Origin of the sequence: Desulfonispora thiosulfatigenes DSM 11270, from assembly GCF_900176035.1 — a bacterium.
Classification (GTDB): domain Bacteria; phylum Bacillota; class Peptococcia; order Peptococcales; family Desulfonisporaceae; genus Desulfonispora; species Desulfonispora thiosulfatigenes.
In genome coordinates this window covers 88,669-113,533 of the sequence record NZ_FWWT01000014.1, presented here as the reverse complement: position 1 = coordinate 113,533, position 24,865 = coordinate 88,669, and the positions used below count along the sequence as shown (strand labels likewise).

The following is a 24,865-nucleotide window of genomic DNA, read 5'->3' as shown; positions in this document are numbered from 1 at the left end:
TGCACAAGTCTTTATTTAGATCCTTTTATGGATATGTGTAATGGTGAAATTATTAGTTATGGTATTGCTAAGCGTCCTACGGCCAAGAGCGTAATGGATGCACTAGATAAGGCCATTAAAATAACCTCAGATTGTCCTTATCGCCGAACATTCCATTCAGATCAAGGATGGGCTTACCAGATGAGAGCATACTCTAACCGGCTTAAGGAAGAACGTATTTTTCAAAGTATGTCTAGAAAAGGTAACTGCTATGATAATTCCGTTATGGAGAACTTCTTTGGACTGCTTAAACAAGAGATTTACTATGGTGTCGTCTATTACAGCTATGAGGAATTGAAGTCGGAAATTGAACGATACATAAATTACTATAACGAAAAGAGAATTAAAGAGAAACTTGGATGGCTAAGTCCAGTGCAATACAGACTTAGTCTTCAGGCTGCATAAAAATAGCGAGGCAGCCGAAACTGTCTCGCTAATAAAGTCTAACTTTTAGGGGTCACCTCATAATAACGTGAGGTGTTTATTTTTTTGCCTTTATCATTCTTGATTGCAGGACATAGCACACTCTTTTCTCTAAGTCCATAACATATTATTAAATACAAAATTAATTTTTCGACAGTTTTAGATATTATAGTCCAGGATTAATCTAAGTCAAAAAACCTTTAATCATTGAGCTTTATCTTTCCTAAAATTAGGGGGTAATTATCTAATGCATAAAAACTTGCTAGAAATAAGTGGTACTTATTTAAAAAATATAAATGTTATGGCTAATAAATTTATTGCTAAAGTCCTTTCAATTTCTTTTGTGTGTGGTTCTCTTTTATACCTTGTTTCACAGTATATCTTTGAAGGTGTGAGCATTAGTAAGGCTCTATCATTTAGCCTTTTTTTAATATTTTTAAGCGTTCTTGTCCAAATTGTGATTAATTTAAATCTAAATACAAAAATTATTACTCACCTACTATCCTTAATTATATTTTTCTCTCTACCAATTATTATTTTACAATTTGTCCAGTTTGCTAGTGTCACAATCTGGGCACTACCCTTTATTCTAATTATTATTGCGCTAAGCTTTACAAGTAATATCATGATTATTTATACCGTGATCTCTGGCCTTTTAACACAAATTTATATTTGGCTCGTCAAGCCCTCAGCACTTGTCAATATCTATGCATCTGATTACATTGTCCGAATAGGGCTTGTCCTGTTAGCAGGATCTATTGCTATTGCTGTAAATAATATTTATGTAGCTAGAATAGAAAATAATTCGAAATATGTTAAGTATATCCAAACCCTTGCTTATCATGATCATTTAACGGGTCTTGCTAATAGGCTTTTTCTGTTTAAAAAGATGGAGTCTGAACTAGCAGAGGCTAAAGAAAAAGGAACATTCATCGCCCTTTTTTATTTAGATTTAGATTATTTTAAAATGGTTAATGAAACGATTGGCCATTCCTACGGAGATGAATTACTGAAAAAAGTAGGTGCTCATTTAAAAGAGATAATAGGTCATAACTACCTCGTTAGCCGAGTTGGGGGTGATGAATTTGTTATTATGAGTCCAAATATCAAAGACCTTGGAGAAGTGCATAAAATTGCAGATAAAATTACTAATTGTTTTGTAAAACCTTCGAGGTTAAATAATCAAGATTTTTATATTACGGCAAGTATTGGAGTTTCGCTTTATCCTGATGATGGAGATGATCCTGAAACAATTCTCAAAAATGCACATGTAGCGATGCATCAAGCTAAAAAACGAGGTCGAAATCAATATATAATGTGTACACCTTCCTTAAGAGCCCTTCTTGAGGAAAATTTAAGATTAACAAATTACTTATATACGGCCCTAGAAAATGATGAATTTTTGCTTCATTATCAGCCCCAAGTAGATATAAGGTCTGATAAGATAACAGGATTTGAAGCCTTATTACGCTGGAATCACCCAGAGCTAGGTTTTATTCCTCCTGGAAAATTTATTCCCTTAGCTGAACAAACTGCTCTGATTAGACACATTGGGATTTGGGTATTAAAAACAGCCTGCGCACAAACTAAAGCATGGCAAGATAAGGGGCTACCCCCTGTGAAAATTGCCGTAAATTTATCTTTAGCTCAACTTGAAAACCCTAATCTCGTCCAGCAAGTATCAGAAGTTTTAACAGAAACGCAGCTTGATTCTAGCTATCTCGAATTAGAGATAACGGAAAATATGGCCATGAAAGAAACAGACTATGTAGTAAACGTCTTGAAAGATTTTAAAAAATTAGGAATCACGATTACTATTGATGACTTCGGCACAGATTTTTCCTCTTTAAATTTTTTGAAACAATTGCCGATTGATAAAATGAAAATTGCAATGCCCTTTGTTCATGGCATGTTAAATAATCCTACAGATGAAGCTATTATTAATATGATTATTATGCTTTCTCAAGGTTTAAATCTTGATTTAATTGCTGAAGGAGTAGAAACTCACGAACAACTACTTTTCCTCGCTGCTAGAGATTGTCACCAGGTGCAAGGATACTATTTCTTTAAGCCCTTGCCAGTATTAGAAGCAGAGAAGGTTTTACTAGAAATGAAAAATTAATATAAAAAGCAACTTCAGGAGTTCGCCCATCAAATTGCAGGGTGTTCATACTCTCCTAAAGTTGCTTATGTTATGCTTATTTGCAAGTACTAATCTATTGCTTTTTTATATTACTTCATTTTCAATGGAAATTTTATCATTAGAAACTTCAGCCTTATTCATCTTCATTACTTCGGTAAAGAAATTTAATGGTACATAGGTAGTTCCTTCTTTTAATTCAGGAGCAGTATCTAATTTAATTGGAGCAGTTTTATAATAAATATAGTTTTTATCTCCTATTTTTAAAGAGATACCATTACCTATAATTATACTTTGCGTATCATTATTCCAGCTCACTGGGAAGCCTAAAGCTTCTGCGATATCACGCAATGGAACCATGATAGTTTTAGTTTCATTTAGATAAGCCTTTGGTGCTGCTAGCTTTTGCTCATCTACTACTATCTCCATTTTTGCTACATCACCTATTTCCGCCTTTACCTCTGCATCTAAAACAATTACTTTAATTGGATTAGTTTGTGCTGGGATACTTCTAGTTGTTACATCATACACTACCGCTAATTTTTTATCTGCTAATGTACCTGGGTATGGTTTACCATCTTTTGTTACTACTTCTGTTTTCTCAGAAATATTTAATTTAAGCTGATTATCAGAACTAACTAAATTTTGGTCAAACAAATCTACCTTCACAAATTGACCTAGCTCTTGCTCTGCTAATACCTCCACATTATATTGCGGAGGATAAATCATAATCATTGGTGCATTTGCATCGTAAAAACCTGTAACCTCTACCCCTACATTTAGATCAAAATTATCTACTATATATGTATCTTCTTTGATAATGAAATTTGCAGGTCCCCCAGTTTGGCTTTCTACGGCAACAATTTTTGCTCCCTTGATAGCTTCAAAATCTTCTACTGCTTTCACAGTTCCCGTAAAAGAGCCATATGCAGCCTTAATTTGTGCATCATCAATTCCTGACGCCCCTACATTTTGCTTAATTGGTAATAGAGGCTTAGCCAAATCTACGTCTCTTGGAATCATAGCAGCCTGCGCTGTACCTAACGAAACAGTTAATACAGCTACTGACAAGAAACCAGTTACTGTTCTTTTAAAATTCATCCTTATTCTCTCCTTTTAATTGCAGTTAAATCTGTCTACATCTAGTTAGACGTATCTTTAAGTAAAATGTTCCAGAAATCTAAAATTTACTTCGCATTCTAATTATCTAGGTCATTCTTTTTTTAGCTATTTATTGACCACCTCATCATTCTATGAAGTAAGTTTAATTTTAACCCTCTTTATTTTGATATTATATTTTGGAACTTTTTTACTTATTTACTTAAATGAAATAGTTTTAGCATACATATTAAGGTATAATAAAGACAAATACACTAGAGAGGGGTTAGATAGAAATGAATTATAAAATGTATATTGGTGGAGAATGGACAGAATCATTTAACAACGAATATTTCGAGGTTATTAATCCAGCTACAGGAGAAATAATTGGACAGGTGGCTAAAGGCGGAGAGGCCGAAACTAAAGAAGCTATTACTGCTGCTCATGATGCCTTTAAAGATTGGTCTAGCCTACCTGCAAGCCAGAGAAGTGATGTCTTAAACAAATGGTATAATTTGATAATAGAAAATAAAGAGGAAATTGGTAAAATAATGACTCTAGAGCAAGGTAAACCTGTAAAAGAAGCCATTGGAGAAGTACTTTATGGCGCAAGTTTTGTCCAGTGGTATGCTGAAGAGGCTAAAAGGGTTTATGGGGAAACCATTCCAGCTGCAACTTCTGATAAAAGGATTTTAGTACATAAGCAACCTGTAGGCGTAATTGGTGCTATAACACCATGGAATTTCCCAGCAGCTATGATTACGAGAAAAATAGCCCCAGCCCTAGCAGCAGGATGCACAGCAATTGTAAAGCCTGCTTTTAAAACACCTTTAACTGCAATCAAACTTTTTGAATTATTAGAACAAGCTGGATTACCAAAAGGAGTAGCAAACCTGGTTATGGGATCAGCTAATGAAATTGGAACTGCACTGATGAATGATAGTAGAGTGAGGAAGATTACCTTTACAGGATCAACAGAAGTCGGCAAGAAATTGATCGCAGATGCAGCTAAAACTGTAAAAAATGTTTCCATGGAACTAGGTGGTCATGCTCCTTTACTTGTTTTTGAAGATGCGGACTTAGATAAAGCAGTAGAAGGTAGCATTGCTTCAAAGTTTAGAAATTGTGGTCAAGTTTGCGTAGCAACCAATCGAATTTATGTCCAAGAAAGCATTAAAGATAAATTTATTGAAAAACTAGTAGCAAAAGTGAAAGAATTAAAAGTTGGCGATGGCTTCTCTGAAGATGTGGATCTAGGACCAATGGTTAATAGAGAAGGTTATCAAAAAGTAGATGAGCAAGTGCAGTCTGCTGTTGCCATGGGTGCTAAGATCGAAACTGGCGGAACTGGAAGTCATAAAAGCGACCATGAAGATGCAGGATATTTTTATGAGCCTACTGTACTTTCAAATATTACAAATAATATGCATATTATGTCTGATGAAACCTTTGGTCCAGTTGTGCCTGTTGCAACCTTTAAAACCGAAGAAGAAGCACTACGTTTTGCTAATGATACTAATTATGGCTTAGCTGCTTATTTATTTACTGAAAACTTATCTCGTGGAATTAGAGTAAGTGAAGGTCTAGAGTATGGTATCGTTGGCTTAAATGATGGTCGTCCGTCCATTGCACAGGCTCCTTTTGGTGGGTTTAAAGAAAGTGGGATCGGAAGAGAAGGTGGACATTTTGGAATAAAAGAATTTTTAGAGATTAAATATATCTCAATTGGCCTATAATATTAAGGAATCCCCCTTTATATAAAAAGCTAGCCTTACAAAGTGAACTATCTCAAGAACACTTTGCTTAAAGGCTAGCCTTTTTTTGGGGAGGTAAACTAATTTATATTCTTGCCTAATTTATGAATAAAGCTGTGATAGACCAGTATTTAAAATCAAAGAGCAATATCTGGTGCTATCTCTCTTACTTAAAGCTTAAACTTTTGGACTATTTCATTTAATTTTTGTGCCATATTTGCTTGATCTTGGGCAGTCGCAGCTATTTGTAACATACCATTAGTATTTTCACTTACATTATCAAGGATTGCACCTGATTTATCAGCTACATCCTGAGCTCCATGAGTTATATTTTGGACAACTGTACTTACTTGACTAATAGTCGTATTAATTTCTGCAGTCATTTGCGCTAGCTGTTCAGAGAGATTATTTACATAATCAGCATCCTCATAATACTGGCCACCTGCTTTTACAAAGTTCTCTAATTGCATCGTGATATCGCCTTTCATAAAGTTTAAGATTTCATTACTATTATCAGAAATATTAGCAAAGGCATCTTGAACTTCGACAATTACTTCTTTAATTTTATCTACAGCAGTACCTGATTGTTCAGCTAACTTTCTAATTTCATCAGCTACTACAGAAAATCCTTTACCTGCTTCTCCAGCCCTAGCCGCCTCTATTGCAGCGTTTAAAGCTAATAGATTGGTTTGATCTGCGATATTAGCAATAGTTTCTGCCATAACCTTGACTTCTTCCACAACCTTCACCTTTTGCATAGCCTGTAATATTTTTTCTTCTTTTTCTGTATAAATAACCTTTACATTATCAAATGCATTTTGACCGTCCTTTTCTACTTTACTTGCTCGTTCTTTAAATTTCACGGCATTATTACTACCTTCTTCTGCCTTACTTGCGAGTCCTTCGATACTTGAGGTCACTTCTTCCACAGAAGCTAATAATTCCTCGGTAGCAGCACTTGTATTTTGTGTTTCCTTACTGATATCTTCACTAGATTTAGTAACATCCTCTAATTGAGCCAAAATTTCTTCGGAGGAAGCGGATAATTCTTCACTTTTAGCACTTAAATCTTCGATACTAGTGCCTAATTCTTGAACCATAAAGATTAATTCCTTTTGTACGGTAGCTAGATTTTCTCCCAAGTCACCGATTTCATTTTTATACTCTAGTAAAGCCATTTCATCTTTATTTTCTTCATCAAAGTGTAAGTCATAACTAGCGAGTCTTTTGAGGATTTTAGAGATAGTTTCCAGTGGTTTTAAGATAGCCTTGCGCACGATTAACCCTAATCCTAAACCTACGCTTAGACCTAAAACTAAAAATACAATTATTAGCTTAACAACCCCTGCATAAGTTTTTTCACTGGCAAGGTATGTTTGCTCCGCCTTTTTCATACTTAAGTCCACTAATTTATCCATTTCCACCATGACCTGTTTTCTGGCTTCAATTAATTCAGGTAACGCTTCTCTAGCTAATTGTGCATTGCCTGCTTCCATATTTGCTATAATCTGCTTATCCATTATTTCACGCCAAATTGCCAAATTTCCCTTTAAAGCATCAAAAGCAGCTCGTTCTCCATCAACCCATTCATAAGGTATGGCTTCATATGCGGCTAACATCTGATTATCTTGTTCTAGTAAATCATTATTTACCTGAATTAATTCTTGTTGCTTTTCTGGATTTTCTTCATACACTAATAAATTCAAGTTTGCCCTAATATCTTGGACATTGCCTTTGACCTGTAACACTAATTCCGTAGCCTTTAAGCTATTATTATAAATTTCATCTACATTTTCATTAATCGTATTTGCCCCTGTAATGGCAACAACTCCTGCTAAACCAATCACTAAAACCATCACGAAAGAAATAATTATCGTTAAGTTTTTTAACTTGATTTTCTTAAACATGTCTAAACCCCTTCCTTCTGTTTAATTACGCTTCTTAGTTATAATATGCAGCAGAAATAAAAGAGGTTTAGAAATAATAACATAAATCTCAAAATTAAAAGAATTACGTTGAAAATTAGCGTAATATGCTAGGATATATTTTAAACAATAAAAAAGTTTATAGTCAAAAATACTCAGAATATGCTAAATATCCTTAAGCATTATGATACAATGAACCTAAAATCATTTTATACATAAAGGAGGTTTCATAATGAAGTTAAAATTAGGACAGAAAATGGCCTTATATATTGGGGTTATTGTGCTTGTTACCTCGCTAGGCCTTGGAATGACGGCTTATTATCATTCGGCTAAGGCCACAATAGAGGAAGCTGAAAAATCATTAACACATTTAGCAGAAGCCGATGCTAAAAGTGTGGATTCCACTATAATTGGCAATATAGAAACCCTAGAAACGATTGCTAATCGTAAATTGATGAAAACGATGAATTGGCAAGATCAACAGCCCTTATTACAAGAAGAACTAGAAAGGCTAAAAAGTCGAGGATACCTAGGGATGGGGGTAGTTTATCCTGATGGGACAACCCTTTATTCTGATGGTTCAGAGGCTAATTTAGGAGATAGAGATTATGTTATCAAAGCCTTTAAAGGTGAAGGAAATGTTTCTGATATAATTATTAGTAGAGTAACTAATTCCGCAGTTTTAATGTATGCTGCCCCAATTTATGACGCTACGGGCAATGTGGGTGGAGTATTAGTTGCGCGTCAACCTGGGGATGCTTTAAATACACTTATTGCTGAAATGGGCTTTGGGAAAAGTGGATATGCTTATTTACTTAGTAGTACAGGTAATTTTATGGCTCATCCAAAAGTCGACTATATTTTAGAACAAAAAGGGGTAAATACAGGACTTAATGGAGAGAATGAACTAAAAGATTGGGCCTTAGCTATTGATAAGATTGGTCTTGGAAAGGCTGGCGTAACTAGCTATAAATATAATGATAATATTATGCATTTAGGTCTAGATGTTTTACCGAAAACAGGCTGGACTATTGGTGTGGTAGCTAATGAAAAAGAGTTTTTACAAGGTTTAACTAGTCTCCGTATAATCATAACTTTGACTGCCTTGTTCTATGTTATTTTCGGTATTGGAGCCGCGCTAATTCTGGGCAGATTAATTTCAAAACCTATCGTGGAATCAAGTAAACATGCCATGATAATGGCTTCCGGTGATTTAACGCATAATGTACCAGAAAAATATTTAAATCGTGAAGATGAGATTGGTGATCTTACTAAGGCCTTTAACATTTTAAGCGATAATTTCCGTAAAGCAATTGGGGCAATTAATAATTCTGCGGAAAACTTAGCTCTATCAAGTACAGAATTATCCGTTATCTCCCAAAATTCAGCAGCTAATATGCAAGAGGTATCAGCCTCTACGGAAGAAATTTCTGCTAGCTTAGAAGAAGTATCTGCTTCAAGTGAACAAATATCAGCCTCTAGTCAGCAAATGGATGCTTCTGCTGCTCAGCTACTAGAAAATATGAAAACTGGTAATCAGACAGCTAAAGAAATTGAGGACAAAGCAACAAATATTGAAAGTGAAGTTATTGCAAATCAACAAAAGGCCACTGATATTCATGTAGATTTAGATAAAAGACTTAAAAATGGTATCGAAAAGGCTAAAATCGTCAATGAAATTTCTAATATGGCTAATCAAATTGCAGCTATCTCTGAACAAACTAACCTTTTAGCCTTAAATGCAGCCATTGAAGCAGCTAGAGCAGGAGAACAAGGTCGAGGCTTTGCCGTTGTTGCTGATGAAGTACGTAAACTTGCCACTGATTCTAAAGAAACTGTAACAAATATTCAAAACTTAACGAGGCAAGTACAGACTAATATCTATGCTTTGATTGATGATGCTAATGAGTTATTACGCTTCTTAGCCACTGATGTAGATAGAGATTATCAGAAATTTGCTGAAACAGCCCAGCAATACAAGAATGATGCTCATGTTTTCTTTGATTTAACAAATTACACTACCCAAATGAGTGAAGAAGTATTAAATGCAGTTAATGAAGTAACTACTTCTATTAATGATGTGGCTCAAACCATTGAACAAAGTGCAGAAGGAGCTACTCAAATCGCTAAAGGAACCGAAGATACCTCAGCTGCCATGGGAGAAATTAACGAAGCCTCTGATAAGCTTAAAAATATGTCTAATGAATTAACTAATATTATGGCACGGTTTAAAATTTAAATACAGAAAAATCATAATTTGATAGAAACTCTAAAAATAAAAGCGATAAACATGCTATATACATATAGTTTGTTTATCGCTTCTATCAATTTTATGTCAAAAAAATTTACTTATGATACTGTTTAATCAATACAATTTTAAATTAATATAAATTTTCTATACTTTAAATGAAGAAACCATATCAATAAGTTTCTGTGAAATTTCCTCAACTCTTTTTGTTTGTTGTGAAACTTCATTAGACTTTTCAACAGCAATAGTTGACTTATGAGCAATATTTGTTGTGCCAGATGCTCCATCATTAGCTGCTAATGCAACACCGTTTATAGCTTGCATAATACTTTGGATAGATGATAAAAGTTCCTTACAGGTTGTACTAAAATCAGAAACCAAGTTGTCTATAAATTCAGCATCCTTACTATATTGCTCCCCAGTTTGAACTAATATATCGTAATCTTTCATTACCTGATTATTAATAAATTCCAATATATCTTCAGAGCTTGTGGCAAGATTCTGAACTGATGATATTACTGTACCAGTTATATTTTGAATTTCACTTGCTGTATTCTTAGATTCCTCTGCTAATTTCCTTATTTCATCAGCTACTACTGAGAAACCTCTTCCAGCTTCACCTGCCCTTGCTGCTTCAATGGCTGCATTAAGTGCAAGTAAATTTGTTTGTGCTGTAATATCTAATATAGCGTTAGATAACACATTTATATCTTCTACTGCTTTTGACTGCTTTAAGGCAGCCTTTAATTTCTCATTTGTAGATGTACATATTTCATTTACACTTTTTTGAGAGGATAATGCGTTTAATTTTAATTCCTCTGCACGATTGCTAATTTCCTTTGAAGCAATTGAACCTTGTTCTGCTTTAGATGCAACAGATTCTACTGCGCTTTCAATTTCTGATGATGAGGCGCTCATTTCCTCTGATGAGGCTGCTGTTTCTTCCATACCTGCTGATAATTGTTCTGTTGTCGCTGAAACATCCTCTATATGTGAATTAAGAGTAACGATTAAACCTCCTGCTGTAGCTATTGCACCACTAACATTTTCTGATTCCATTTTAACATTTTTAATTATATCCTTAATGGATTCCTGCATCTTACAGACTGAATTTGATAAGGTTCCTATTTCATCTTCCATCTCCATTAATTCAGGTGGAAGCTCTTTTGTAAAATCTGCATCTGATAAAAATGTTAAGTGATCTGATACTAAAACTACTGGTTTAATAGATCTTTTTATTAAAAAAACATAACTGCAATTATAATCAGTACAACAATGATTAATATAGGTAATGTGATTTTTAGTAATTTATTATACTGTTCATATACATTTTTATTTGGAATAGTAGAACCGAAAGACCAATTAGCGTCTACTCCATTAGCTAAAATAGGTTCATAAACTCTAAGACTTATATCTCCTGTAGATGATGATTTTGATGTTTTAATAAATTCTTCATGATTTGCAATTTTATTTACAATATCTTCATTAGATTTATCAAGTGAAATAAAATTTTCTGTTACTAAGTCTTGGTTTGCACCATTTGCTACAATTGTTCCATTACCTGTAATTATTTCTGCGTATCCCCCCATAGGTTTAGCATTATTTACAATACCTTGTATTGCATCAAGGGATATATCTGCCCCAACAATTCCGATGAAGTTTCCATTATTATCTATAATAGGCATTGTAAGAGAAGTTATTAATATATCCTTGCCATTAACTTTGTACATATACGGTTCAATTAATGATGTTTTTTTAGTTTTTTTAGGTATTAAATAATAATCCCCTGCTCCCTCTTTATCATAATCTACAAGTGGTATAACAGAAGTTTGGTCATTGGATTTTGACACATATGGAAGAAGTCTTCCTGTTACATCGTGCCCTTCTTTATTAACATAATCATTGTCTTTTCCGTCAAATGCATTAGGTTCCCATAATGTATAAACCGCTACTAAAGAAGGCGTTTTTTCTAAAGATGTTTTTAATAGATTTATAACTTGTTCTCTATTTAATGTCCCGCTTTCTTTGGCAAATAAAATTGAGTTATAAATACCATTAAGTGTTGCATTTGCTACATCAATTTCTCCAGAAATTTTATTTGCGTAACCCTTCGATACCTCTTTTGAAAGATTAACTGCCTGGTCGTAACTGTTAGAATAAAGGTCAACAAAACCCATAAAGTTTCATATTGTGACAATATATATCAATATTATCCTTATTGGTGTCATAAAAAGCATGTCAAATATGGAGATATTAGGTATATTATTTCCATTGATCCATAAAATTTATATCTTAATAAGAAAAAACCCTCATGAGAGAGCAAAATTATTTGCTTTTCCCATGGGGTTTTAGTTACTTCCGAGTCTTATTTGAGGGTTAGACAAAAAGTCAGTCCGTATTAAGGTGTTTAGATTTCCACCACCTTAATTCTTCCATCATAGTTATCAGTGTAGATAGCATAGAATTTAGTATTGACATACTCTACCGACACTTTTGTTCCATTCTTAACTATATTATCATTATAAACACTTACTGCTCCATTGTAGAAAGTTTGCAACTTGCCATCGATTACCCCGCCGACTACGATATCGCTACCATCAGTAGCAACAGAGTTAACTGATCCGCCAGGAAGTGTTGTTGCGTTGTCAAATGTGATAGTTGCCCCGTTTATCGTTAATTCGGCGGTTTTGGAGCCACTATGACCATAAAGAGCTACTACTTTACCCCCACCGGAGGTTAGGTCGTAGATGTTGTAGACATCAGAAGATAATCCTTCTATACTTCCTTCAGCAAGGTTAGATTTAACAACTAATGAATACGTGTTATAAACTTGTCCTGTATTCTCCCGATGGGATTTTTGCGATACAATATAATAATCTCCACTACCTGTAACAACAATAACAGAACCATAGGGCTTACCATTATTATAGTAAGTATAATCAACCTTGTTGCTAAAATTATAAGTTCCATTTCCGTTAAAAGTTAATTCCTTAACGAAAGAACCCGATTTGTTAGTAGCATACATAATATCTGGTTTATCATAGTCGTCACCGGTATTGCCCATTGTATCGGTATAAGTTATATGAGCATATCCACTACCATCTACCGCAATATCCGGTTTAGAGCAGGAACCAGCATTATTGCTTTCAATCAACACTTCATCTGTCCAATTGCTTCCGTCATACATCCTATAACCGATTTTGCCGGCTGTAGTGTAGGCTACGTGAGGATTACCTGTACTATCAACATCCAGGCTACCCTCTGTGCTTGTGCCGATTAATGTTTCTGTTCCCCATGTGCCAGTAGTGTCTACTTGGTTATAATAGATGCTGCTGTCTCTTGTATAAAGCACTCCCGTAAGGTTAGCACCACTATCAGCATCAAGTAGGTTTCCTATTATCCCTAATACCAAAGCCTCTACAGTATATGCTGGTGCTACTGTTTCATTTCCGGCTAGTGTTACTGCTACTAATACACTTTGCTCCGATTCAGTTTGAGCGATCGGATTAAAGGTATAAGTTACAGTCACATTACCATCGTAAACGAAATTTGTTAAAGCCAATGATTCTGCACTTCCACCATCAATAGTAGCTGTTGCTGTGAAGTCACCTTCTACCGGTGCTTCTTTTGGCTTTTCAGCCAAAGTGATTGTTACAGTTCCATTAGTTGCTATTATGCTTGATACACTTGCTCCTACTGTAAAGTTAAAGGTTGTAGTTGCTCCTGCTGTATGTGTTTCCGTTGCTGCTACCCTCACCTGTAATGCTACTGTACCTGTTAAATCAGGCAGGTTGGATCCATTATATTTTGTCCAGTCTGTTCCATTTGTTGAAAACTCCATAGCTTCGGTGATTCCTGTTAAGGTGTTTTCATTATCATCTGCTGTAACACCAGTTAATGCTGGTCCATCTGCTTTAACTACTGAGATAGTATAACTCGTCGTCTTGCCACCAACCGTTATGGTCAGTGTTTGTTCCGCTATTACTGCTGAACTGTCAAATCCTGTTACATTATCTACTGTGATTGTTTCTTCTTTAGTGCTAGAATCACTATATGTCCCTGTTACTACCATACCGGTAATATCAAGCGTTTCACCAACTTTATATTCTGTTTTTGCTGGTGTTGTGATTGCTATGCCTTCTAAAGTTAATGGAATATCTTTAAAACTAATAGTTATTTCTGTATCAGTCTTTCCTGCCTTGGAGAGGTTAAAGATCATTGGTGTATTAACTACTTCATCCGCCTTGATCCATTGAACAAAGGTTCCTTCCTCAATACCTCCAAATTTTCCATTATAATATCTCTCGGCAGTAATATCCATCTCTACACCATTATAAGATATGCCCTCAACGCTTGCCTCACCAGTCTCCACTAAAAGCACAACATATTTATGGTTGTCTTCTTGACCCGGCTGAGCATAAGACACCAGTGCACCCAATGAACCTGAAATAGTAACGGAGTTACCTATTTGTTCTACAGTAACTTGATTCTGATTCGACAGATACTGTATAGTTGGGATCTCAGGAATCGCAATTGGTGCGTTTACAGCTTTTGTTACCGTTACGGATAAAGGTTCTTTTTCTACTGTGAAATTTATTGTATATGTCATTGTAGTAGTTCCATCTTCAGCTGTTACTACTACTGTTGTGGTTCCTGGTAAACTTTCTGCGTGGGTTACTATTGCATTAGCTTTACCTGTATTATTTACTGTCGCTTCTACAATAGGAACTTCTGTTGTTCCTATTGCAAACTCAATATTATATGCTAGTGTTGCAGCTGCAAAGCCTTCTACTGTGGTTCCATTTACAGTTAAGTCGCTTAATGTTGCATCTGTACTCTTTACATGAACCACACAAGTCGCTGTTTTTCCACCATCTACTGTGGCAACTGTAATATTTACCGTTCCCCCCGATACTGCTGTTACTTCTCCGTTTGAGTCTACTGTTGCTACATTAGAATTATCTGAAGACCAAACAACACCTTTATTACTTGCATCAGCAGGTGCTACTGTTGCTATTAAAGTTTCATTTCCTCCTACAACCAACTCAAGTGATAATTTATTTAAACTTACCCCAGTTACTGGTTTTGTTACATCTAGAATAGGCTCATAGCCTTGCCACCTTAGGAATGGATATCCTTCATTTTTATCAGGGTTTATTCCCCAGATATTAACAAAATCCCAGCCCATGAATGTGCTTTGTTTTTTCATGTCTACTTCGTCTACTCCTATTATACCTGTAACAGAACCACTGCCTACCGCTTCCGGTCCCCCTGCTATGTTTTGATAATAGCAACCTGTAACATTATTATTATCACTTATATATGATGCAAATAGATTTCCATAACTAACAGTTGCAATCGTATAGCAGTTCTCTACTGTTCCAGAAATACTGCGAACAAAACCTGCTCCATCACTAACTGTTCCTGACGAATAAGAATTTTTAATAATGGTATCTGGCTGGGCATCATCTATTAAACCGCTACCTGAACTAATAACATTAGCCCTAGAAAAACTACTATCAACAACAGTTTCATTAGTAATTTGTCCCACTAACCCTCCAATATGAAAAGCCGTCATATAAGTAGCAGAACCCCCTACGATTCCTGAGGTTGAGCAGTTAGAAATCGTTGTCCTTGCGGTATAACCAGCCAGTATTCCCACCTGTTGTTCATATGAATGAGAAGGTACCACATAAGCATCCCTGATTTGCAGGTTTTTTATGGTAGCATCTATTACATACCCAAACAAGCCAAACATTCTTAAACCATCAGATGATGTTATTTTCAGATTGCTAATTGTGTGGCCATTTCCATCAAAACTGCCATAGAACGGGCTTGCGTAAACATTCCCGATAGGAACCCAACTAGCATACGATAACAAATCAATGTCATCCGTTAAGATATAGTATTTATCAAGGTGATTTCTAACATTATTTAATTGCTCCGCAGTTTCAATCTGGTAAGGATTGCCAGGTGCGCCATCACCTCCGGCAAATTCTGAAGGAGTTACAGTTACAACGCATTCAGCAGTAAAACTCCCCTCTACCGTGGTAACCGTAATAGTTGCAGTTCCTGCTGCCACTGCTGTTACTTTCCCTGTTTGATCTACTGTTGCTACAGCGGAATTATCTGAAGACCAAGTAACACTTTTATTAGTTGCATTAGCAGGTACTACTGTTGCTGTTAAAGTTTCATTTCCTCCGGCAACCAGCTCAAGTGATGATTTATTTAAACTTATGCTGGTTACTGGCATTGCTGCTGCCAAGACTCTTAACTTGTCACCGCTTTCAGCTAACTTACCATTACAGATTACCACTATGGGTTTATCGTTGTGTTCAGCTACGGTTAAAGAGCTTCCGTTTACAGGGTTTGTGGTAATTCCTTTGGCAGCAAATTCACCCAATACTACATTTTCCTTCGAAGTATCACTGTATGTTAACTCAACTTGTAATCCTGTAAGATCAAGGGATTCCCCTTCATAGTAAGTAATCTTAGCTGGATTGCTACTAACTCTTATTGCAGTTATGGATATACTTGCTGCGTTAAACACTATTTCCTTTTCAGCCACTGCCGAATTAGTATAGCCAGTCTTAATTCCGATAGCTTTTATAGTAATAGTTTCACCTGCTATGTTTTCCGTTTTTATCATAGGCTTATTAGCAGTATCATATAAGACTTTTGATGCACTTGTTGCCGGATTTGTTCCATCTATAGTGTAATAAATATCTGCGCCAGATGTCGCTGTTGTTAATGTTACTGTAACCACAGCATCATTATCTACGCCTCCTGAAATATCAGGTGTTGTTGCGATATTAATAGCACTTACAAAATCTGTACTGCTACCACCGCTACTTCCTCCACCACTTACTCCACTACCTGCTGCGACTTGTGATACTACTGGTTCTATTTTGACTTTTGAATCTATACTTTGCTGTTGAGGTGCCTTTTCATATATAACATTATCTGCTTTTACTACTGCTTTAGCAATGATACCTTGACCTTTGATTTTTATACCTGCTTCTATCACCATTTCTTCTACTCTAGTATTTTTATTAATGGTAATCTTGCTACCTTTTACTTTAGATGCCACAATCATTTTTTTGATTATAGTATCATTTTGTGTTTTAATTTCAGCATTATCTGCTTCTATTTGAACATTTTCAAATGTTCCTTCAAGAATTATACTCTCATTTGCTGCATACTTAGATATAACTACGTTAATGTTTTTTGCATTTTTTGATACAATGCGGATTTTTTTACCTGGGGTTTCTTCTACTATAATTTTGTTATAGCTTCCTCCATTAATATGGATACTATCTTTACCTCCACCACGTACAAAGGTATCTCCATCGACAGTAATATTATTTAATGTAACATCTCCATCTCCTACTTCATCAGCAATAATTAAATTTCCTTTGATGTGCAAATTTTGAAGAATAACGCCATCAGCTTTTACACTTACATTACTATTAATAACTTCTACTTCATTCTCTAAACCATATGTACCTTTTTTATCAAATACTTTTATCTCTTTTATATTGCCATCATTAAAAGCTGCTCTATTTAATACTACTAAAGATTCTGCTCTAGTTATATTACCTAGTGGTTTGAAGGTTTTATCTGGATAACCTCCAATATAACCAGATTCTACTGTTGCTCCTACGGCTCCTTTACTCCAGTTCGCTATATCATTACTATCGCTAAAGATATTAGCTGCATTTAAGTCATGATTCAATCCCTTAATTTTAGCAACAATACTAGCCGCTTCTTGTCTACTAATTAAATTTTCAGGCCTCATCGAAGCATCTGGATAACCTCCAATATACCCAGCTGCCTTTGCTCTTGCTACTGTACTTTGATACCAAGCATCTTTTGGTACATCAACATAATCTATATTAACCTCATTTGTAAAACCAAAAGATTTATTCACTAGTGCCATAAATTCAGCTCTTGTAATACTTTTATCAGGTCTAAAAGTACCATCTGGATATCCATTTACCAAATTCTTATCGATCCATTGATTAATAGTATTTTTTGCCCAATGATTACTTATATCTGATAACGTAAATGCAGAAGCTTCTAGTGGTATCATTGTTAATATCATGAAAAATATAATAGCTACTGATAAAGCTCTTTTAAAATTTCTAATTTTTAGGTCCACTTTATTCCCTCCTCTTATTATTAAGATAACTTACCTTTTTTTTGGAAATTTACCCCTTCTTTTAGCCCCCTCCTTCTTTAAATGTTTATTATTTATTAACTATATATTTATTTAATAAATTCACCTACACATAAAAAGGGTAGTTTTATAAAAAACATCCTACACAAAAAGGGTAGGACTATATTTATCAGAGAAAATAAAAAAACCTAAGAATAATTTCCTAGGTTTCCCTTTTTACATCTATTTTTCATTTTCAGTAAACATTTTAATTAATTCCATTTTAGTATTAACATTCATCTTCTGATAAATATTTTTCACATGAAATTTAGTTGTATTTTCACTAATAAATAATTGTTCTGATATAGCTTTATAGGTATATCCCCGAAGTATTAATTTAATTACTTCTATTTCTTTTGCTGTTAAATTTTTATTATCCCAAACATCAACGATAACCTTTTCTTGTTTACTATCCTCTAAATTAACAAAATTAAATAAAAATACATGATTTTTTAATAGTTTTGTAAGATATATATTAAGTATTGGTAAAAAAATCATAACTATAAAAATAATTAATAAAGCAATAAGAGAAACTTTAATAACATCATTCTCTTGCGAAAAAATACTATTTCCAATAAAACCTCCGACAAGAATTCCTAATACATTCATAGATAAACCTATTCCTAATACTTTAGCAGGATTATCATGGTAATCAAAAAACCTTGCCAAAATACTCCACCAAAATAAATCACAAACTCCCAAGGCACCTAACATTAAAGTATTAATAACTAGATAGCTAAAAATAGATTTATCTAGCCACATAAATAATATAAATGAGAGTCCTATCATAATTAAAGCAATATATAATATATATGATTTATTAATATTTCCTGGTAAATTTCTTAAAATAAGTAAAGCTACAATATATGGAACAGCCCAGTAGTAACTTGTTATTACTGTTAAATGAGCAAACTTAGGATTAACAACCTGATACATCAATCCTGAATTTAATGTAATAATAAAAATAAATAGACATAAAAAAACTAATGGTTTTGTAATACTGAGTAGATCATTTTGCACATTTTTTGCTTCCAAGTTGATTTTTTCATTTAATTGTTCATTTGAAAATACTTCTAATCGTATAGTTATAAATAATATTGCAATAAGTGTTATAATAGATAATTTTAATGCAATTAATGCTGAGGTATGTACAGAAACTACATTAATTAATATCATAAGTATATTTGAATAAATAAGTACTTCTGCTGCTATTTTAAAACGCTGGTCCGGCTTAGAATATACCTTAAAATAAAATCCCCAACTAGCCACAAAAAGACCCGAAAAAAATGATATAAAAAACAAAGAAACATACCAAAGCATGGAAAAAGGCAAGAAAAATATCAAACTTCCGATTATACATATAATAGTAGAAACTATCATTATTACTTTTGCTAATATTTGTCTTTTAACTAAAAATCCTGTTATAAACAAACCTATAAAGTGAGCAAAGACTGCGATTGTATTATGTGTTTTTCCTTCAATTTGAGCATCAGAAATCAAAGTATATAAAACCTGCCCCTCAAAAGGAACAGATAATAACCACCCAAAAAATAAGGAAAAGATTATAATCGAAAAATTTCTTTGATCTACTCGATTTTTTTCTATAATCATAGTCATACTTTATAATACTCCTCTATCTTTAGTTCTAGGATAAAACTTTATCTATAAATATATTCTAAAACATTTATAATTTCTACAAACATTATATCACGTTAAACTAAATTTTCTTTATCCTTATAAACAATTATTTTATTTATGATAAGGTTCACCCTTAATTATCTTAAACCCACGATATATTTGCTCTAACATGATTAAGCGCATTAATTGATGAGGAAAGGTCATTTTAGAGAAGGATAATTTTAAGTTAGCTTGTCCCAGTATTTTTTCATCTAATCCTTGAGATCCACCGATGATAAAAGTTAGGTCACTTTTTCCATTTAAGGCAAGTTCGTTTAATTTAGTAGCTAACTCTTCAGAGGAAAACATTTTACCATCAATGGCGAGGACGATTATATAGCTATCATCTTTGATATGTTTTTCTATCTTTTGAGCTTCTTTTTCTTTGATTAATTTTTCATCAGCAGGTGAGCAATTTTCAGGTTCTTTTTCATCTTTTACTTCAATTATTTCAACCTTAGCATAAGAGGTTAGACGTTTTAAATATTCTTTAATTCCTGCATCTAAAAACTTTTCTTTTATTTTTCCTACAGCTATTATTTTTATATTCATTTGGAGTGCTCCTTCTACTAAGATAATGTTTTAAGGCGTTATATAAAGACCGATTGTATCTATATAAAAGTTATTTACTCGCTTCTTACCATTTCCAGCTTTCAAATAATAAATACGAGCCAGTAGATAAAAGAATGAAGTATGTAAAAATACGAAAGGTTTCTTGGTTAATTTTCTTAAATAAGAGCTGACCTAAATATAAACCCATAATTACAACTGGGATAGCATATGTACTAGAGATCCAGACAGTTTTACTAGTTTTTGCAAAGATAATTTGGATTACTAAGCTTGCTGAGTAAACGAATATATAAAAGGCTAAGGTGGTAGCCCTTAATTTCTCTTTTTCTGTTTCTGTTCCAGAAAAGTATAATAAAACTGGGGGACCAGGCATTCCAATGGCTGCAGTTAGAGTCCCTGAGATAGCACCTACAGCAAAGTCACGTTTATCGGTTTGGTTAATTCTAAAGTTACGAATTAATAATACTGTTAAAATTAAAATAATTATACTAACACCTAACTTTAGAGTATTCATGTCTAAGAATAGGAAGAAAATAATTCCAAATGGTATGCCAAAAGAGCTCCCAATAATAAATCTTTTTAAGATTTCAAAATCAATGTCATTCTTAATAGTAGTAATTAAGGCAACTGAAATAAAAATAGAAAGAATTAAGTTTACCTGAATCGCTTCTTTAGGCATAAATAATAGCAGGAGAAAGGGAGTAGCCATAATGGAAAACCCAAATCCAGTACTAGTTTGTAAGATTGATGCTATTAAAACAATGCTAAAAAACAAGATATAAGAATCCATGATGTTCTCCCTTCTATTATTTTTTGCCATATATAATATACTCTTATATTATTATACATTAAAACTTTAATAGTATGCCCTTATTTATGTTCTAATCGCGCCAAGACCTAAACTCTTCTCACAAAAAAAACTCCCCCTCAAGTAGTCAGATTTTTATTTTTTAATCTGTCTACCTAAAGGAGAGCATATCACGCTCCAAGGATTATTTATTTAGTTTATTATTTAGTCTTAATTTCAAGTCAATTATTAGTTTTAAACTAAATTTTCGGCTGCTTAGTCTCTTGGCTCTTCACTTGGTGTTGTAGTAGATAAACTCACTTCTACGCCTGGACTCTCCATATGTCCACCTTCAATCTCCGAAACGATTCTCCAAAAGTCAGAATTTATACTTAAGTATAAAGGTGTACTATTTTCGTCAATAGTAGCAGCAATATGGAAAACAGCATTATTATCTCCTGGGGTTACAGAAGTAATTGTGACATCATTCCAATTTAGATCTCTAAGATTTAAATCTTCTATCTTAAGCTGATCTATGCCTTTATAGAGGTTTAAGGTAAACCCTTCAGTAGTAACATTGCTCACATATGCTTTATTAGGTAATAAATTTCCCCAGGTAGAAATAATTTGTGCATAACCACCTACATTAATTTCATCTCCAGTAGCCCTAATCAGAAGATAATATCCTGCATCCTCTTCAGTAGTGATATATTGTAAACTAGTTGCTCCAGAAATTGGGGTCATTTCAAAGCTTACAGGATTTAATCTATACCATTGATAAGTTAAATAATCTGCTGCATTTTCTATGTTTTCACTTGTCTCTAAATCCCGAACTATAAAGCTGGCTTCTAGTCCTCTTCCCATATTTGGGGCCATTATACCAGATATATGCATACCTTCATCTAAGCCCCAAGCAGAAAATTGTGTTTTCACATAAGTCAATTTAGCCTCGACTACATTAGAAGTATAGCCATCCTTAGGTCCACCATTTACTAGTAGACGATATTGATAATCTTTATCTACACTCTCTAGGCTAAAATTATCTTGAGTAGTTGTTGTTGTTAAATCTTCATCATTGCTCTGATAATTTGACCAACTTACACCATTATCATCGGAAACTTGAAGAGTATAACTATCTGCACCAAATTCTGATGGTGGTAAGAAATTCATATCTACGTTAGTACGATATGGTCTAGTATTTCCAAAAATAAACGGCAATATTTGTTGATTATAGGTAATGTATAATCCACCTATTTTATCTTCTTCAGCTGTAAAAGGAGTAAAGTTTGGTAAATTTCCTCCTTCACCTGGAGTAAAAGGTCCTACTTCTGGTACTACTACTTGGGGTTGTTCGGTAACATTTTCCCCTACAATTTGCTCTGCGGGAGCCTTTTCAAAAGTAACACTATCTGCATTTACTTCTGCTTTAGCTACTGTTCCTTGCCCTTTTACTTCAGTCTTTGCATCTAAAATTAAATTGTCTACAGTTGTTGTAGAGTCTAAGGTGATTTTATTATTTTCCGCATTTAGACTAACTTTTAACTTTTTAATTACGGTTGTTCCTTGAGTTTTTACCTCTACATTATCAGCTTCTACCTCTATGCTCTCAAAGCTTCCTTCGAGGATAATTGCATCCCCTGCCGCTTCTTCTGTTACGATAATATCCATTCCTTTAGCATCAGTTGCGACAATACGTACTTTACCACTACTTGTTTTTTCTATTTTAATCTTATTATATTGTCCGCCATTGATATGAATACTATTTTCTCCACCACCACGAACAATGGTGTCTCCATCCACAGTTACCTTGTTTAATGTTACATTTCCACTTCCTACTTCTTCGGCAATAATTAAATTACCTTTAATATGAAGGTTTTGTAAGATAACACCTTCAGCTTTCATAATGACATTTCCCTTGACTTCTTCTATACCTTCATTTGGTCCATAAGTTCCTGCGGTATCATACACTGTTTCACTTATTTTAACTTCTATTTTTTTAACACAAGGTTGATATCCTTCCTTTGCAAATCTTAGGAAATAATCACCTATAAATTCTCCTTGTAAAGCAGTTATTTGATATTCATGATCTGGTAAATATGGATCAACTTCTGAACCTTTTTTAAGGTTAAAGTCTACCTTATTACCATTAGCATCAAATAAATAAAAATCTGTTTTTGTAAGCCCTGTAATTAAATGCCCTTCTCCTGTTTTATCCTCTACCGAAATAAACATTTCATTTGGTTCGATAATAATGGTCTCTACCTCTGCTTTAGCACCTGCAAAAGCTTTAAATTTAAAATCCTCACTTTGGGCTATAATTATTATATTTTCTCCATCTCCAGTAAATAATCGAAAATCACAATTTATAGCACTTAAATCTCCCCAGATATCTAAACGAACTAACTTTAGAGAATTAGCTGTTTGACCCACTACTCCATAGTTTTTTAAAGGTATTTGTGTTGCTATTCCTGGTTTTTGATAGATATCAAATTTATAACTTCCTGCAGCAAATTCAATTAAATTAGGGGATTCTATTTTTTTAATTTCTTCTGAAAAATGTACTGTTATTTCATCTTGAGTGGTTTCTACTTTTGTAATAGTTGGAGCCTTAGCAGGATCTGGAGTGGGACTACCACCACTTCCTCCGCTACTACTACCTCCGCCACCAGATGATGTATTGGTTACTTTAGGCTGCTCTTTCACAGTATCAGCAACCTTTTGTTCTTGAGGTTGTTTTTCAAAGGTAACATTACCAGCATTAATTTCTGCTTTTACAATTGTTCCTTGACCTTTTATTTTTGCCCCTGCATTTAAGAGCATTTTTTCAACTTTTGTATTATTAGATAAGTTTATTTCATTTCCTGTTGCATTTACGCTTACTTTAATTTCTTTTATTTGTGTTTCACCTTGTGTCTTTATTTTTACATCCTTTGCTTCTACTTCAACACTATCAAAGTTTCCTTCTAGAATAATATCGTCTCCTGTTGCTTCATTAGCTATTACGATATCCATTCCTTTAGCATCATTTGCAACAACACGTACTTTACCACTACTTGTTTTTTCTATTTTAATCTTATTATATTGTCCGCCATTAATATGAATACTATTTTCTCCACCACCACGAACAATTGTTTCTCCTGCTACTGCAATATTATTTAGAGTTGCATTCCCATTGCCAACTTCTTTAGCAATAATTAAATTACCTTTAATCTGCAGGTTTTGTAGGATTACTCCATCTGCTTTTACAACGCAATCTCCTGCAACAACTTCTAGCCCATCCTTTGGACCATAAGTTCCTTTTTGATCATAAATAGTAACGTCTGCTTTGGCTTTCATCGTATTATTTAGAGCTACTACTGCTTCTGCTCTTGTAATATCATTTAAAGGTTTAAAGCTTTTATCTGGGTAACCATTCATATATCCCTTAGCTACAACTGCTCCTACAAGGTTTTTGCTCCACTCAGGAATATTTTCTTTATCCGATAACTGTTCAACCATTCCAGCATTAGGACTTAATTTAGTTATTCTAGCTATAATTACTGCTGCCTCTTGCCTACTAATTGGCTGATTTGGGCGTATTGTTTTATCTGGATAACCTGCAATATAACCTGCTGTACTGGCTACTTTTACGGTACTAAAAAACCAATCCTTTTCCTTAACATCCATAAAATCAATGGGCTTTACAGCTGTAAATCCAAAAGATTTATTAACTAATGCCATAAACTCTGCTCTCGTTACAGCATTATTTGGACGAAAGGTGCTATCAGGATACCCCTTAGCAAGTCCTTTTTCTATCCATTGATTAATCACATCTCCTGCCCAGTGATTTTCATAATCAATCTCCTTAGTATCCTGAGCATATCCAGTTACAGTGATGGATAGCATCATCATAATTACAAGCAAAAAAGAGACATTACGTTTAATTTTACTTTTCAAATTTACCCCTCCTTTTAAATTATAAAAATATTTATAACTCTTTATTCGCC

The 24,865-nt window shown here is 33.9% G+C and carries 13 protein-coding genes; 4 read left to right on the top strand and 9 right to left on the bottom strand.

Features of this window, described 5'->3' with window-relative positions:
- Together B8965_RS05055 and B8965_RS05050 are read left to right on the top strand one after the other, a co-directional pair.
- The coding region (locus B8965_RS05055; protein WP_143334222.1) for an IS3 family transposase at window positions 1-444 on the top strand (444 nt) is incomplete at its 5' end.
- A 265-nt stretch (window positions 445-709) separates the two neighbouring features.
- Window positions 710-2,584: a putative bifunctional diguanylate cyclase/phosphodiesterase gene (locus tag B8965_RS05050; RefSeq protein ID WP_084052764.1), complete on the top strand. Its 1,875-nt coding sequence runs from the start codon at window positions 710-712 to the stop codon at window positions 2,582-2,584.
- Between the two features lie 105 nt (window positions 2,585-2,689).
- Here the strand turns inward: B8965_RS05050 and B8965_RS05045 are convergent, their stop codons facing one another.
- Window positions 2,690-3,703, bottom strand: coding sequence for a stalk domain-containing protein (locus B8965_RS05045; protein ID WP_084052763.1), 1,014 nt, complete (start codon window positions 3,701-3,703; stop codon window positions 2,690-2,692).
- Between the two features lie 293 nt (window positions 3,704-3,996).
- Here B8965_RS05045 and B8965_RS05040 point away from each other — a divergent pair, with 293 nt between their 5' ends.
- Complete coding sequence (locus tag B8965_RS05040) at window positions 3,997-5,436, top strand: NAD-dependent succinate-semialdehyde dehydrogenase (protein WP_084052762.1); 1,440 nt, start codon at window positions 3,997-3,999, stop codon at window positions 5,434-5,436.
- Between the two features lie 188 nt (window positions 5,437-5,624).
- On the opposite strand, the gene B8965_RS05035 is transcribed toward B8965_RS05040, so the two are convergent.
- The gene (locus tag B8965_RS05035; protein ID WP_084052761.1) at window positions 5,625-7,361 is read right to left on the bottom strand and encodes a methyl-accepting chemotaxis protein; all 1,737 of its coding nucleotides are present in this window, start codon (window positions 7,359-7,361) and stop codon (window positions 5,625-5,627) included.
- Window positions 7,362-7,611: 250 nt separating this feature from the next.
- On the opposite strand from B8965_RS05035, the gene B8965_RS05030 reads away from it, so the two are divergent.
- Window positions 7,612-9,618: a methyl-accepting chemotaxis protein gene (locus B8965_RS05030; RefSeq protein WP_084052760.1), complete on the top strand. Its 2,007-nt coding sequence runs from the start codon at window positions 7,612-7,614 to the stop codon at window positions 9,616-9,618.
- Window positions 9,619-9,774: 156 nt separating this feature from the next.
- Here the strand turns inward: B8965_RS05030 and B8965_RS05025 are convergent, their stop codons facing one another.
- From B8965_RS05025 to B8965_RS04995, 7 genes are all read right to left on the bottom strand, one after another.
- The gene (locus B8965_RS05025) at window positions 9,775-10,773 is read right to left on the bottom strand and encodes a methyl-accepting chemotaxis protein (RefSeq protein ID WP_084052759.1); all 999 of its coding nucleotides are present in this window, start codon (window positions 10,771-10,773) and stop codon (window positions 9,775-9,777) included.
- Between the two features lie 92 nt (window positions 10,774-10,865).
- A complete protein-coding gene (locus tag B8965_RS05020; RefSeq protein ID WP_084052758.1) occupies window positions 10,866-11,804 on the bottom strand; it encodes a PDC sensor domain-containing protein in 939 nt (312 codons plus the stop codon).
- Window positions 11,805-12,034: 230 nt separating this feature from the next.
- A complete protein-coding gene (locus B8965_RS05015; RefSeq protein WP_084052757.1) occupies window positions 12,035-17,788 on the bottom strand; it encodes an S-layer homology domain-containing protein in 5,754 nt (1,917 codons plus the stop codon).
- A 240-nt stretch (window positions 17,789-18,028) separates the two neighbouring features.
- Window positions 18,029-19,462: a LuxR family transcriptional regulator gene (locus B8965_RS05010; protein ID WP_084052756.1), complete on the bottom strand. Its 1,434-nt coding sequence runs from the start codon at window positions 19,460-19,462 to the stop codon at window positions 18,029-18,031.
- Between the two features lie 132 nt (window positions 19,463-19,594).
- Complete coding sequence (gene rlmH, locus B8965_RS05005) at window positions 19,595-20,074, bottom strand: 23S rRNA (pseudouridine(1915)-N(3))-methyltransferase RlmH (RefSeq protein WP_084052755.1); 480 nt, start codon at window positions 20,072-20,074, stop codon at window positions 19,595-19,597.
- Between the two features lie 85 nt (window positions 20,075-20,159).
- The gene (locus tag B8965_RS05000) at window positions 20,160-20,882 is read right to left on the bottom strand and encodes a sulfite exporter TauE/SafE family protein (RefSeq protein ID WP_084052754.1); all 723 of its coding nucleotides are present in this window, start codon (window positions 20,880-20,882) and stop codon (window positions 20,160-20,162) included.
- A gap of 273 nt (window positions 20,883-21,155) precedes the next feature.
- Window positions 21,156-24,815 carry an S-layer homology domain-containing protein gene (locus B8965_RS04995; protein WP_084052753.1) on the bottom strand — a complete coding sequence of 1,220 codons (3,660 nt, stop codon included), beginning with the start codon at window positions 24,813-24,815 and terminating at the stop codon, window positions 21,156-21,158.
- Window positions 24,816-24,865: the final 50 nt, after the last annotated feature.

Excerpts from the sequence above, each read along its gene's own strand:
- B8965_RS05050 (WP_084052764.1), top strand. The coding sequence starts at position 710 with ATGCATAAAAACTTGCTAGAAATAAGTGGTACTTATTTAAAAAATATA.
- B8965_RS05045 (WP_084052763.1), bottom strand. The coding sequence starts at position 3,703 with ATGAATTTTAAAAGAACAGTAACTGGTTTCTTGTCAGTAGCTGTATTA.
- B8965_RS05040 (WP_084052762.1), top strand. The coding sequence starts at position 3,997 with ATGAATTATAAAATGTATATTGGTGGAGAATGGACAGAATCATTTAAC.
- B8965_RS05035 (WP_084052761.1), bottom strand. The coding sequence starts at position 7,361 with ATGTTTAAGAAAATCAAGTTAAAAAACTTAACGATAATTATTTCTTTC.
- B8965_RS05030 (WP_084052760.1), top strand. The coding sequence starts at position 7,612 with ATGAAGTTAAAATTAGGACAGAAAATGGCCTTATATATTGGGGTTATT.
- B8965_RS05025 (WP_084052759.1), bottom strand. The coding sequence starts at position 10,773 with ATGGAGATGGAAGATGAAATAGGAACCTTATCAAATTCAGTCTGTAAG.
- B8965_RS05020 (WP_084052758.1), bottom strand. The coding sequence starts at position 11,804 with ATGGGTTTTGTTGACCTTTATTCTAACAGTTACGACCAGGCAGTTAAT.
- B8965_RS05010 (WP_084052756.1), bottom strand. The coding sequence starts at position 19,462 with ATGACTATGATTATAGAAAAAAATCGAGTAGATCAAAGAAATTTTTCG.
- rlmH (WP_084052755.1), bottom strand. The coding sequence starts at position 20,074 with ATGAATATAAAAATAATAGCTGTAGGAAAAATAAAAGAAAAGTTTTTA.
- B8965_RS05000 (WP_084052754.1), bottom strand. The coding sequence starts at position 20,882 with ATGGATTCTTATATCTTGTTTTTTAGCATTGTTTTAATAGCATCAATC.